The following is a 12,589-nucleotide window of genomic DNA, read 5'->3' as shown; positions in this document are numbered from 1 at the left end:
TCGTGCGGACGCGACAAAAGAACTGGTTTCGACGGGGCTCCGCGTCGCGCGCCGATCCAGCGTTCGATCCGAACAGCTTCGGGGCGATGCGGTCACCGGATCACAATGTAGATAAAGCACCGTTTCGAACCCCCATGCAAATGGAACTCGGTCTGCCCCTTGCGGTCGCGGTCGGTCTCACGGTGCTCACCGTCCTGGTGCACTTCTCCCGCGGGACCGGCTGGTCGCCCAACGAGGACATCTCGCAGGCGGTGCTCGAACAGCGCGCGCAGTCCGTTCCCGAGACTGACTTCCCCGAGCCGTCGAATCGAACCTTCGGTGCGGGCGGCGGTGGTGCCGTCGCAGTCGGCGAGGGTGAGGAAGGAGCAGAACTCGAAGAGGGCGGCGAGGAGGACGCGGCCGGTCCCGGCGACATCCCGGAAGACGAAGTCGAGTACTTCGACGTCGAGTTCGTCAAGGAAGGTGAGATGATCGAGGTTTCCAACGACGAACCGCTGCTCGATCAGGGCGAAGACGAGGGCTGGGACCTACCCTACGCCTGTCGTGAGGGCCAGTGCGTCTCCTGTGCCGGCCACATTCCCGACGGCGACGCGCGCGACTTCGTCGAGCACGACGATCAGGAGATGCTCGACGACCCCGAACTCGAAGACGGCTACGTCCTGACCTGCGTCGCGTATCCGCGAGCGGACTTTTCGCTCGAGACCAGCGAATCGCCCTGAACAGGTCTCCGGCAGTTCGGTTCCTTCGCGTTCGCTCAGTCCCGTCGAGCGGAGCGATTACCACGACGTCTGTGACCTGAACCCGTCGCATCGCAACACTCAACCGACCGAACCACGTCACGTCCGACGATGCCGGCAGCTCCCGGGAGCGACTCTCACGTGATTCTCTTCGACGGAGTCTGCAATCTCTGTAGCGGCTTCGTCCAGTTCGTCGTCCCGCGAGACACCGACGGGCAGTTCGCCTTTGCCTCCCTCCAGTCCGACGTCGCCGACGAGCTGCTGGCGGATCACGACGTCGATCCGGACGCACTCGAATCGATCGTGCTGCTGGAGGGTGACCGGGTGTACGTCAAGTCGGACGCGATCTTGCGGATCGGGTACCACCTCGGCCTGCCCTATCGGCTGGGCTGGCCGCTTCGGCACCTGCCGCGGCGATTCCGGAACTGGTGGTACGACTTCGTCGCCGCGCGGCGGTACCGGTGGTTCGGCAAGAAGGACCGCTGTATGGTGCCCGACGGCGACCTCGAAGCGCGGTTTCTGGAGTAACTGGGTGGAGTAATTGGAGCGTATCGGCCGCGTGAGGGGCCGAGATGGGCATTGCTATCGGTTCGATACTACGAACCGAACGACGAAGTGGGATCGATCGGACCGCCGTTCGGTCCGGAGAGAACGGATCGGCTCAGTCCGACGAATTCGAGGCGGAGCGCAGGCCGCTGACGCGGCTCGAACTCCGCTCTTTCACGTCGTCGATTCGCTCGCGTGCGGAGAGTCTCGTCTCGCCGAAGGCGGCGCCGACCATCGCACCGAGGGCCGCACCGGAACTCGCCGCGTTCCGGCTAAACAGGCCACCGAGGCCGCCACCGATCGCCGCGCCCATTGCCGCGTACCGTGCTCGACTCAACGCCCGCTTGATTCTACTCGGGGACATTACCAGATAGTTAGTGCGAGAACGGAATAAAGGTATGGTTGCGCTGTCGTCGTCCACAGCGCAGCGGGCCGTACCAGCGTCGTCGGATCTCGTACCCGATGGTCGGGCGAGGGCGGTCCTGGCTCCTCAGAGCGTTCGCTCGACGTATCGTTCGATCCGCTGCACTCGCACGGGATCGTACGTCCAGAAGCCCCGCCACGTCCGCGGCTCGACCTCGTAGGCGACGAGCGCGATCGAACCCTCGGTGCCGTTCGGCGGATCGAACACGACGAACCAGCTTCGCAGGAAGTCCTCGGTGTCGCCGGCGTGGACGATTCCCCGGAGGCTCTCGGGTGGCAGCGACTCCGCGGACCCATAGAGGTGGACGTCGACGTCCGTATCGACGAGCGTCTCGTAGACGTCGCGCGTTCCCTGCTCGTCCTGGATTCGCTCGAGTTTCTGGAACGAGGCCCGGAGCGTGCCGTCGCCTACCTCCCACGCTCGTCGTTCGATGAGTCTGGAAATAGCGATCAGGACGAGCTTCTCCCGATCGGACTCCGGATACCCTCGCAGCCGGAACGGCTGTTCGTCCATCGCGGCGAGCACGTCCGGGACGACGACCTCGTCGAGTTCCCTCGTCCCGGTTCGATAGATGTCGGAGTTGACGTAGAGGAGCTGATCGCCGAGCTCTGCCATCGGAGACCTGGCGATCACTTCGCCGTCTTCGATGAGACACACCAGGTCGTCTTCAGCGTCAGCCGCTGACCGTTCGATCGTCGGCACGTCCGCCTCGGGAAACGTCGCCTCGAGTAGCGCAGTCACTTGCTCGGGCTCCGTTCTGTTGAGAACGACGAGAGATCGGTCGGTTTCGGGGAGTTCGTCGACGAAAGACTCCAGCGGCACGACTCATCGTTGGTGATTTCACCGCCTAAACGTTCTGGCCACCGTATCGGATCTTCCGCCAGCGTCGCCGAGAAGGTCGCCGCCGGATACGAATCCCTTTAGTGACCCTGCTCCAAACCGAAGGCCAATGGTCGATACGGACGATGACCTCCCAGCACAGCGATTTCTCGAACGCGACTGGGACTACTGCATCGTCCTCGACGCGTGCCGGTTCGATCGCTTCGAAGCCCAGTACGAGGACTACTTCGAGGGGAAGCTACAGAAGTTCGTCAGCCCCGGTTCGTCGACGCCGGAGTGGGCCTACAGAACGTTCACTGACGAGCACGACATCGCGTACTTCTCGAGCAATCCGTTCATCAACGGGCTGGGGATCCCGCTCAACGAGCTGAAGTGGGGTGCGAGCTGCGATTACCCCTGGACAGCTATCGATCACATCGACACGGTCATCGACGTCTGGCAGGACGGCTGGGACGACCAGCTCGGAACGGTGCCGCCGGACGCGCTCGCCGCGTCGCTGTCCGACCACCGCGAGACGGCCGACGACGCGGATCGCGTCGTCCTCCACTACATGCAGCCACACGCGCCCTATTTGGATCGTGGCACCGGTGGCAAGCTCTCGACGATCAAGGAAGCCTTTGAGGCCCAGGGCGAGCAGTCCGAGGAGGACCCCGGGTTCGTCGAGCGTCTCGGCGATAGAGTCCGTCCCAAGGTCGAGTCCGCCCTGGATGGCAACTCCTTCGCACAAAAGGCCGGGATGTGGCTGGAGCTGGACAAGGGGAATCTCCTCCGCTCGGGCACGCGCGACGCAGCGTTCGAACACTACGACCGCAATCTCGAGATCGCACTCGATTCGGTCGTCGAGCTGATCCCCGAGCTCGACGGCGACGTCGTCGTCACCGCCGATCACGGCGAGGCGTTCGGTGAACAGGGCGTCTGGGAGCACCACATCGAGACGCACATCCCGCCGCTCGTCGAGGTTCCCTGGATCGAAGTCGAGGACGTCGTCTAATCCAGATCACCGGCCGATCCGGTATCGGTTCTCCGTCGATAGCTGTACGCGGGTTCGGCGTGGCAAACGTCTATAGGACCGGCAACCGTTTTCCGAGCCATGACGCACGTACTGGTCGTCGGCGGGGGACCCGCCGGACTCACGGCCGCACTGTTCGCGGAGAAGAACGGTCTCGACGCCACGGTCTTCGACACCGACGAGACCTGGATGCACAAGGCGCACCTGTTCAACTACCCGGGCGTCGGCTCGGTCGACGGCTCCGCCTTCCTCGAGACGCTGCGCACCCAGGTCGATAGCTTCGGCGTCGATCGCGAACAGGACACGGAGATCTCGGCCGTCAGCGAATCCGACGGCGGGTTCGTGGTCGAGACTGGCGACGGCGAGGAGAACGAGGGAGATTACGTCGTGCTCGCGACCGGTGCGAACCGCGATCTCGCCGAATCGCTCGGCTGTGCGTTCGACGGCGACGTCGTCGACGTCGACGTGACGATGGAGACGAGCGTCGAGGGGGCCTACGCGACGGGGGCGATGGTTCGCGCCGAAGAGTGGCAGGCAGTCATCTCCGCGGGGGACGGCGCCGCGGCCGCACTCAACGTCCTCTCCGAGGAGAAGGGCGAGCACTACCACGACTTCGACGTGCCGGCAGACGCCGAGGAGACGTTCGGTGCTTTCGGCGAGGAGTGACGCCGACGAGAAGCGCAACCGTAGCGGCGGCAACCGTATCGAAGCGCGTTACCGGAGCGTCGATCGATGACCTGCCCACATCTCGACTATCGGTCCGCGTCGGACGAGCGACAGTTCGACGAACCGCGGGCCTACTGTACGATCGCCGATCGGTTCGTCCAGCCGATGCGCGCCGCCGTCTGCAACGATCGGTACGCGCTCGATCACGCCAAGCACTGTGAGATCTTCATCGCCAACGCCGACGGCGACGACACCGATCCGGCGGAGTCCGACGGAGGCGACGCGTCGTGAGCTACGAGCGGTTCCTCTCCGGCGAACCGGTGATCGTCACGGCGGCACTCACCGGGGGCGTACACGGGAAGGAGGCGAACCCGAACCTGCCCGAGACGCCCGAGGAAATCGGTCGTGCGGCCGTTGCGGCCGCAGATGCCGGCGCCGCCGTCGTTCACCTCCACGCACGCGAGTCGAACGGCGAGCGGTCGTTCTCGACGGAGCGGTTCCAGGCGATCGACGACGCAATCTACGAGCAGCTCGACGCCGACGGGCGGCGACCGTCGGATCTCGTGATCCAGCACTCGACTGGCGGAACTGCAGCGCCGAACGAGGTCCGCCACCAGCCGCTTCGCACCGATCCGCCGCCGGAGATGGCCTCCCTCGACATGGGCCCGCTCAACCGCTACGACCACCTCACGAGCGAGAACACCCGCGCCATGGTCGACGCGCTCCACGAGGAGATGGTCCAGCGCGGAATCAAACCCGAGCTCGAGGTGTTCAACGACGGCCACCTGAACGAGGTCCACGGGCTCCTGGAGCGACGCGAGCTCGCCGAACCGGTGTACGCGACCTTGCTGTTCGGTGGCGGTACGCTCAGCCGCCCCAGACCGCGGAACTTCCTGAACGCGATCTCGAACCTTCCGGACGGCGCGCTGTTCAACACGATCGGGACCGGACGCCACCAGCTCGCGTTCGCGACGATGGGAATTCTCTTCGGCGGGCACGTTCGGGTCGGGCTCGAGGATTCCGTCTACTACGAAGAAGGGGCGCTCGCGGAGAGCAACGCTCAGCTGGTCCAGCGCGTCGTCGACGTCGCGGAGACGCTCGACCGCCCAGTCGCGTCGGCTGCCCAGGCACGGTCGATTCTCGGCATCGAATAGCACGTCGAACACCCGACAGCACGCCGATCACCCCGGCGGACTGCCCGGGCCGGTGTGAGCCTTGGATTGCCGTCCGTTCGGGCGCACTGATCGAAGGAAGCGGCAACGGCCACACCGTTAACGTCATCGAGTGCCTAGTCCAGGTATGCCAAGCGACGTTTCTGGAGTACACCACGTCACGGCGATCGCCGGCGACCCCGGCAGGAACCTCGAGTTCTACACGGAAACGCTGGGCCTCCGCCTCGTCAAGCGGAGCGTCAATCAAGACGACGTCGGCACGTACCACCTCTTCTACGGCGACCACGGCGGCTCGCCGGGCACGAGCATGACGTTCTTCCCGCACCCGAACGCTCGCTCCGGGCAGGTCGGGAACGGGCAGGTATCGACGACGCAGTTCCTGATCCCCGGAGAGTCCGTCGAGTTCTGGACCGACCGGCTCGAGGACGAGGGCGTCGACGTCACCGGACCGACCGACCGCTTCGGCGACACCGTCATCGCCTTCGAGGATCCGGATGGGCTCCCACTGGAGCTGGTGGCGCGCGAGGACGCGATCGCCGGCGATCCGCCGGACGGACCGGTCCCGGCCGACCACGCGATCCGAGGCTTCTTCGGCGTCACGCTCGCACTCGCGCGGGGCAAAGCGACGAAGAATCTCCTCGACGAGATGGGGTTCGACCCCACGGAGAGCGCGGGTAACCGACAGCGGTTCGAAGCCGATGGCGATCTCGGCTACGTGGTCGACGTCGTGGAGGACGAGTCGCTGCCCGCGGGGACGCAGGGGGCGGGCACCGTCCACCACGTCGCGTTCCAGGTGACCAGTGCGGAACACGAGGAGTGGCGCGAGATCCTGCAGGAACACGGCCTGCGCCCCACGGAAGTCATCGACCGCAAGTGGTTCGAATCGGTCTACGCCCGCACGGCCGGAGGCGTCCTCTTCGAGTTCGCGACGAAGGAACCCGGCTACACCGTCGACGAACCCCTCGAATCGCTGGGCGAGACGCTCGTCCTGCCCGAGTGGCTCGAGGACCGCCGCGAGGAGATCGAAGCCCAGCTCCCGCCGCTGGACGTCTCGCAGAGCGCCGACTGATCGACCGCGGTCGCTCGAACCGAACGATTCTTTCGGATCGAAGCGAATGCTGCTGTCATTCTTTGCCAATGAAGCTCCACAGCCACAGGTCTATGTGGGACGCGGCGCAAGCTGGGAGTATGCACGAACTCGACGACACCGACCTCGAGATCTTGGAGCTGCTCGGCGAAGACGCCCGCCGTCCCTACAGCGACATCGCAGAGCAGGTCGGCATGTCCGGACCCGGCGTCTCCGACCGCGTGGACCGACTCCGCGAGGCGGGCGTCATCGAGCGCTTCACCGTGGACGTCGATCGATCGCAGCTCCGGGGCGGTTCGCCGGTGCTGGTCACCGTATCGGGACTCGGTGACTCCGTAGACGCGCTGCGGGACGATCTGTCGAGTGCAGACGCCGTCGGGCACGTGTTCGTGAGCGCGGCCGGTGATCTCACGTTCCTCGCCAGGCCACCGGAAGGCTCAGTTCGGGGGTGGATCGACCAGCACGTGGACGCTCCCGCGGCGACGGTCGACGTGACGCTCCTCGACGAGGCGAGCTGGACGCCGTCGATCGGCGGGACCGCCTTCGCGCTCTCCTGTGCGGAGTGTGGTAACACCGTCGACAGCGAGGGTGAGCGTGAGAGCCTCGACGGCGAGCGCTACCACTTCTGTTGTTCGTCGTGTCGCGACCAGTTCGTCGAGCGCCACGAGACGCTCGCAGAATCGGCCTGAGTTCGCGGTCGAACGGACACTTCGAAAACGAAATACCGGACCCCTGGACGTTTGGATTTCGAGGGACAACGTGCCTAAAGGTGGAGCCCCTAGTAGCTACCAATGAGTTCCAGAACCGCCCACCTCTCGATCACCGGGATGAGCTGCGCGAACTGCTCGCAGACGATTACCGAACGGGTCGAGGCGCTCGACGGCGTCGAGCGGGCCGACGTCAACTACGCCACCGACGAGGGCTCCGTCGAGTACGACCCCGACGCGGTCTCGGTGGCTGCGATCTACGACGCGGTCGACGACGCCGGCTACGGCGCCGTCGCCGATTCGGCGACGATCGCGATCACGGACATGAGCTGTGCGAACTGCGCGGCGACGAACGAGGACGCGCTCGTGGCCGTCCCCGGCGTAATCGAGGTCGACGTCAACTACGCGACGGACGAAGCCTCGGTTCGGTACAACCCCAACGACGCCGATACCGACGACCTCTACGATGCGATCGAGAGCGCCGGCTACTCGCCGGTCAGGGAATCTGACGAAGCCGACGGCCAGAGTGACGACAGCGGGAGCGACGACGATCGGTCCAGCGCCGACGTCGCACGCGAGGCAGAGATCCGCAAACAGCTTCGCCTGACGCTCTTCGGTGCCGCGCTCTCCGCGCCCTTCCTCCTGTTCCTGTTCGATCGGTTCGTCCTCGGCGGGAGCCTGGTTCCCGAGACCGTCGTCGGTGTCCACTTCGGCTGGTTCGAGTTCGCGCTCGCGACGCCGGTGCAGCTCGTCCTCGGCCGCCCGTTCTACAGGAACTCCTACAACGCGCTGGTGAACAACCGGCGCGCCAACATGGACGTGCTGATCGCGATGGGCTCCTCGACGGCGTACCTCTACAGCGTCGTCGTCCTGCTCGACCTCGTCGCGGGCAGCCTCTACTTCGACACCGCCGCGCTCATCCTCGTGTTCATCACGCTCGGGAACTACCTCGAGGCTCGCTCGAAGGGGCAGGCCAGCGACGCCCTCCGGCAGCTCCTCGAGATGGAGGCCGACACCGCGACGCTCGTGGACGAGGACGGCAACGAGGAGGAAGTGCCCCTCGAGGACGTCGAGGTCGGCGACCGGATGAAGGTCCGCCCCGGCGAGCAGATTCCCACCGACGGCACGGTCGTCGACGGCTCCTCCGCCGTCGACCAGTCGATGGTCACCGGCGAGTCCGTACCGGTCGAGAAGTCCGAAGGTGACGAGGTGGTCGGCTCAACGATCAACGAGAACGGCGTCCTGCTCGTCGAGGCGACGAAGGTCGGCGAGGACACCGCGCTCCAGCAGATCGTCGAGACGGTCAAGGACGCCCAGTCCCGCCAGCCCGAGATCCAGAACCTCGCGGATCGCATCTCGGCGTACTTCGTCCCGATCGTCATCCTGAACGCGCTGTTCTGGGGAGTGGTCTGGTTCCTCGCGCCCGACCTGCTCGCGGGCGTGGTGGACGCCGTCCCGGTCGGCGGCCTCGTCGGTGGCGGCCCCGATTCGCTCGGGACTTTCGAGTTCGCGGTCGTGGTGTTCGCCTCCGCCGTGCTCATCGCCTGCCCCTGCGCGCTGGGTCTCGCGACGCCGGCGGCGACGATGGTCGGGAGCACGCTCGGCGCGAAGAACGGCGTCCTGTTCAAGGGCGGTGACGTGCTCGAGCGCACGAAGGACGTGGACACCGTCGTCTTCGACAAGACGGGGACGCTGACCACCGGCGAGATGCAGCTCACCGACGTGGTCGCGTTCGACGAGAACGGTACTCCCTCGGACGATGGCGGGGGCTCCGACGATGCTGCAGTCGCCGATGGCGGTGCGCTCGCCGACGAAGCCACTGACGCGAATCGATCCGGATTCGACGAAGCGACCGTCCTTCGACTCGCTGCCAGTGCCGAGCGCGGGAGCGAGCATCCACTGGGGGAGGCGATCGTCGACGGTGCACGCGAACGCGGCCTGGAGCTGACCGATCCCGACGAGTTCGAGAACGTCGCCGGCCAGGGCGTGTCGGCCACCGTGGACGGAAAGCGGGTGCTCGTCGGCAACCGACGACTGCTCGACGACGAGGACGTCGACGCCGCCGTGGCAGAAGCGACGATGGAGCGCCTCGAATCCGAGGGGAAGACGGCGATGTACGTCGCGATCGACGGCGAGATCGCTGGCGTCCTCGCCGATTCGGACACGATCAAGGACTCCGCGGCCGAAGCGGTCGCCACGCTCCAGGAGCGCGGCCTGGACGTGATGCTCATCACGGGCGACAACGAGCGGACGGCACGCGCCGTCGCGGCGGAGGTGGGAATCGACCCCGAGAACGTCCGCGCGGAAGTCCTGCCCGAGGACAAGTCCGACGCCGTCGAGGACATCCAGTCGGACGGTCGCAAGGCGATGATGGTCGGTGACGGCGTCAACGACGCACCCGCGCTCGCAGTCGCTCACGTCGGCACGGCGATCGGCTCCGGCACCGACGTCGCCATCGAGGCCGCGGACGTGACGCTCATGCGCGACGACCCGCTCGACGTCGTGAAAGCAATCCGGATCTCGGAGGCGACGCTCCAGAAGATCAAGCAGAATCTCGTCTGGGCGCTCGGCTACAACACTGCGATGATCCCCCTCGCCTCGCTCGGACTGCTCCAGCCGGTGTTTGCGGCTGCCGCGATGGCGATCTCGTCGGTGTCGGTACTGACGAACAGCCTCCTGTTCCGTCGGTACACGCCGGATCGAGACTACAGGCTACTGGACGTTCTCCGACCGTAGGTCGACCGGGGCAACCCACCCCGTTCGCGCGCGAGGAGTCGGCCGTTACTCATCGACGTCCAGAATCTCGATTTCGTCGCCGACGGCGATCGATCGACCGCGATCCGCTTCGTCCACGGCGGCGATCAGCATGACGGTGAAGTAGTGGTCGAAGGCGTCGCGATCCGCCCACTCGGGAAACGTTGCTTCACGGCGCTCGACGAATCGCGACTGGAACCCCTCGATAGCCTCGCCGGTATCGGGATCTCTGCTGGGCACGACACAGCGCCCACAGGGCGTGACGCCCTCGAACCGAACGTCCCCGATCCGGAACGCCGGCGCCCCGGCGCCCACGAACCGATCTTCCCAGAACGCCGGAACGCCGCCCACCTCGACGTTGGCGCGAAACCGCCTGCGAGCGCCGTCGAGGGTGACCGCATCGTACCAGGACGCGATCGTCTCGAGGGTCGCCGTGCTGACGATCGACGGGCCCATCTCCGGGCGATCGACGAACCCTCGCGAGGCGTTGCGCTCCAGCGTGCAGTCCACGTCGAAGTGTGCTCCAAGGTGGCTGGCCGCCCGGGCCGTTTCGTCGGGAAGATCGAACGTCGGTGGTTCCGTCCCGCCGTCACTCCCGTCGACGGTGAGCGTTCCAGATTCCGGATCGTACGTCGCGTCGACCTCGTGGACGAGCGCCGTCCGTTTGCCGTTGATTACGTCCCCGTCGGCGTCGTAGAGCGCGTACTCCCGGTCGTGTTCCAGCGTTCCACCCTCGAGGACCCGTGCGCGATCGAGTGGGCAGCGATCGAGGCCTTTCACGGGGTAGGCGTCGATCCGCTCGACGTGTGCCATCGATTCGACGCTCGCACCCGAGGCCGATTAGCGTTTGTGCCGAACCCGATTCGGTGGACGAACGTCGACCGACCGACGGTCCGGCAGAGAACGACCCGTGACTGCAGCGTGTTGGCGAGCCATCACCAGTGTAATCACGGCGCCGGTCGTTGTTCGCCACGATGACCGAGGACAGCGACGCCGTCCGCGTCTGGCTGGTCGAGCGGACGTACTCCGACGACGAGCAGAACATGGTGATCCTCACGTACGCGACGCCCGACGGCGAGCAGTATTTCCGGAAAGAGCGTGCGTTGACCTCCTTCACGGACGTCCGCGATACGTTCGCGGCCGTCGACGCGGAGCCAGCGAACCTCGGTCCCGTCGACGATCCGGACCGTCGAGCGCAGTACGCCGCGGAGGCGAAACGGATGGCCGAGCGACACGACCCCGACGACGTGATCTGACGTGGCAAGGTGAGGGGTGGTAACTCATCGTATTCCGGCAGTGTGTAGTAGTAGGAGGAGGAGGGGGAGTAGCGGTCGGCGTGCAGAATTAGGGAGGCGTCTCCTCTCGCTGGAGGACGGCCAGCAGCCGACCGCGGTAGAGATACCCGAGTGCGGACGCTCCGACGAGAACCACTGCGAGTACGGCTGCGCCACGGATATCGCCGCTTCCGAGGCGGTCGCCAAAGACGTTGATCAGGAAGAAGCCGGGGGCGCGCCCCACGAGCGCTACAGCGACGAGCTTCCGGAGCTCGATCCGCGTGATCCCGCCGACGAAACAGAGCACGTCGTCGGGCATTCCGGGCACCAGAAAGAGCACGAACAGCGTCGCGAGCACGTTGTCCTCCCCGAGCTCGTCGAAGGTCTCGATCAGCTCCGGGTGGACGATCCCCTCGACGTAGGACCGGCCGTACCGCCGCGAGAGCCAGAACGCCGCGGTGCTCCCGATCGCGATGCCGATCATGTTGTAGAAGGTTCCCCACCACGGCCCGAAGAGATAGCCCGCGACGACGGCGAGCACCTGGCCCGGGATCGGTGCGACGAGCACCTGGGCAGCCTGGAGCGCGATCAAAGCGAGCGGTGCGAACACCCCGAAATCGGAGACGAAGGCACGAGCATCTGCGGGATCGAGCAAGAACTCGAAACGATCGACCACCAGCAGGCCGGCCGCGAGGACGACGACCGCGGCGATCACGGCGTGAAAGAGAAAGCGACGCCGGGCCGTCCCGGAACGGAACACCCGGGGTGGCCGAGACAGCTCCATACACGAGGGACTCCACCCACGAGCACATGTCGGTTCTGATCGACGCCCCGATTCGCTGACAGGGGTTCGGGTCGCCTGACCGTGCTCGGCCCTACGGCTGGTACCTAATCGCTATTCCGAGTATCCTTCCTGGAGGAAGGCACCCTCCGTCTCGTAGACGGTGACGATTTCCTCGATGAACTCGGCGTGGGACTCACCTTCCTCGCGGTGATCGTCGATGCGCTCCCAGAGGTCGTCGCTGATCTCGATGGTGTGGGGCATGGTTGTTGATCGCTCCACCTCGGAGTTGGTGTTCCAGTCGTATCAATCGGTCCCCGGGAACTGCGACCGTACACGGTACGACGACGCCAGCGACGCGAGCCGTCGATCGCCGGTTGCAACGATGATGGTTTCGAACACGCCGGGGCCTATTGGATGGCGCGTCAATTGATACCATGTACGCTGTCAGGAACACGATCGGTGTAGCACTGAGGTGATCGCCTCGCGATCCTGTTGATGGTATTGCACAGTCTCGCGGTCCCGTAGGTGGCAATGTACCGTCTCGCGAATGCGGTACCCCCCGGCGGTTGGCCGTGCTTACCGGCTGGAG

General features: G+C 65.7%; 15 protein-coding genes. 10 read left to right on the top strand and 5 right to left on the bottom strand.

Going from position 1 to position 12,589, the window contains the following annotated elements; genetic code table 11:
* Positions 1–134: 134 nt before the first annotated feature.
* Together ACZ5KP_RS00600 and ACZ5KP_RS00595 are read left to right on the top strand one after the other, a co-directional pair.
* Positions 135–719, top strand: a complete 585-nt coding sequence (locus ACZ5KP_RS00600; protein ID WP_460918903.1) for a 2Fe-2S iron-sulfur cluster-binding protein — start codon at positions 135–137, stop codon at positions 717–719.
* Positions 720–848: 129 nt separating this feature from the next.
* Positions 849–1,265, top strand: a complete 417-nt coding sequence (locus ACZ5KP_RS00595) for a thiol-disulfide oxidoreductase DCC family protein (protein WP_460918902.1) — start codon at positions 849–851, stop codon at positions 1,263–1,265.
* A gap of 133 nt (positions 1,266–1,398) precedes the next feature.
* Here the strand turns inward: ACZ5KP_RS00595 and ACZ5KP_RS00590 are convergent, their stop codons facing one another.
* Positions 1,399–1,647 (bottom strand): hypothetical protein, encoded by a 249-nt coding sequence (locus ACZ5KP_RS00590; protein WP_460918901.1) that lies wholly within the window; start codon positions 1,645–1,647, stop codon positions 1,399–1,401.
* A 126-nt stretch (positions 1,648–1,773) separates the two neighbouring features.
* Positions 1,774–2,529: a DICT sensory domain-containing protein gene (locus ACZ5KP_RS00585; RefSeq protein ID WP_460918900.1), complete on the bottom strand. Its 756-nt coding sequence runs from the start codon at positions 2,527–2,529 to the stop codon at positions 1,774–1,776.
* A 127-nt stretch (positions 2,530–2,656) separates the two neighbouring features.
* Here ACZ5KP_RS00585 and ACZ5KP_RS00580 point away from each other — a divergent pair, with 127 nt between their 5' ends.
* The 7 genes from ACZ5KP_RS00580 (at position 2,657) to ACZ5KP_RS00550 (ending at position 9,924) form a co-directional block, all read left to right on the top strand.
* Positions 2,657–3,538 (top strand): hypothetical protein, encoded by an 882-nt coding sequence (locus tag ACZ5KP_RS00580; protein WP_460918899.1) that lies wholly within the window; start codon positions 2,657–2,659, stop codon positions 3,536–3,538.
* Positions 3,539–3,637: 99 nt separating this feature from the next.
* Positions 3,638–4,222 (top strand): NAD(P)/FAD-dependent oxidoreductase, encoded by a 585-nt coding sequence (locus ACZ5KP_RS00575; RefSeq protein WP_460918898.1) that lies wholly within the window; start codon positions 3,638–3,640, stop codon positions 4,220–4,222.
* 66 nt (positions 4,223–4,288) lie between these two features.
* A complete protein-coding gene (locus ACZ5KP_RS00570) occupies positions 4,289–4,513 on the top strand; it encodes a hypothetical protein (RefSeq protein WP_460918897.1) in 225 nt (74 codons plus the stop codon).
* On the top strand, positions 4,510–5,376 hold the full coding sequence (locus tag ACZ5KP_RS00565; RefSeq protein ID WP_460918896.1) for a beta-keto acid cleavage family enzyme: 867 nt from the start codon (positions 4,510–4,512) through the stop codon (positions 5,374–5,376). The genes ACZ5KP_RS00570 and ACZ5KP_RS00565 overlap by 4 nt, the downstream gene beginning before the upstream one ends.
* Positions 5,377–5,521: 145 nt before the next feature.
* Entirely contained in the window at positions 5,522–6,463 is a 942-nt protein-coding gene (locus tag ACZ5KP_RS00560) for a ring-cleaving dioxygenase (protein WP_460918895.1), read from the top strand.
* Between the two features lie 119 nt (positions 6,464–6,582).
* Positions 6,583–7,170 carry an AsnC family transcriptional regulator gene (locus ACZ5KP_RS00555; RefSeq protein ID WP_460918894.1) on the top strand — a complete coding sequence of 196 codons (588 nt, stop codon included), beginning with the start codon at positions 6,583–6,585 and terminating at the stop codon, positions 7,168–7,170.
* A gap of 102 nt (positions 7,171–7,272) precedes the next feature.
* The gene (locus ACZ5KP_RS00550) at positions 7,273–9,924 is read left to right on the top strand and encodes a heavy metal translocating P-type ATPase (RefSeq protein WP_460918893.1); all 2,652 of its coding nucleotides are present in this window, start codon (positions 7,273–7,275) and stop codon (positions 9,922–9,924) included.
* Positions 9,925–9,969: 45 nt separating this feature from the next.
* On the opposite strand, the gene ACZ5KP_RS00545 is transcribed toward ACZ5KP_RS00550, so the two are convergent.
* Positions 9,970–10,755 (bottom strand): MOSC domain-containing protein, encoded by a 786-nt coding sequence (locus tag ACZ5KP_RS00545; RefSeq protein WP_460918892.1) that lies wholly within the window; start codon positions 10,753–10,755, stop codon positions 9,970–9,972.
* A 161-nt stretch (positions 10,756–10,916) separates the two neighbouring features.
* Here ACZ5KP_RS00545 and ACZ5KP_RS00540 point away from each other — a divergent pair, with 161 nt between their 5' ends.
* Positions 10,917–11,198, top strand: a complete 282-nt coding sequence (locus ACZ5KP_RS00540; RefSeq protein ID WP_460918891.1) for a DUF7967 family protein — start codon at positions 10,917–10,919, stop codon at positions 11,196–11,198.
* A gap of 88 nt (positions 11,199–11,286) precedes the next feature.
* Here the strand turns inward: ACZ5KP_RS00540 and ACZ5KP_RS00535 are convergent, their stop codons facing one another.
* Together ACZ5KP_RS00535 and ACZ5KP_RS00530 are read right to left on the bottom strand one after the other, a co-directional pair.
* Positions 11,287–12,000: a TVP38/TMEM64 family protein gene (locus ACZ5KP_RS00535; RefSeq protein ID WP_460918890.1), complete on the bottom strand. Its 714-nt coding sequence runs from the start codon at positions 11,998–12,000 to the stop codon at positions 11,287–11,289.
* A 111-nt stretch (positions 12,001–12,111) separates the two neighbouring features.
* Positions 12,112–12,261, bottom strand: a complete 150-nt coding sequence (locus ACZ5KP_RS00530; RefSeq protein WP_460918889.1) for a DUF7557 family protein — start codon at positions 12,259–12,261, stop codon at positions 12,112–12,114.
* Between the last annotated feature and the right edge of the window lie 328 nt (positions 12,262–12,589).

The organism is Salinarchaeum chitinilyticum (genome assembly GCF_055390775.1).
This window is presented reverse-complemented; position numbering and strand designations above follow the sequence as displayed.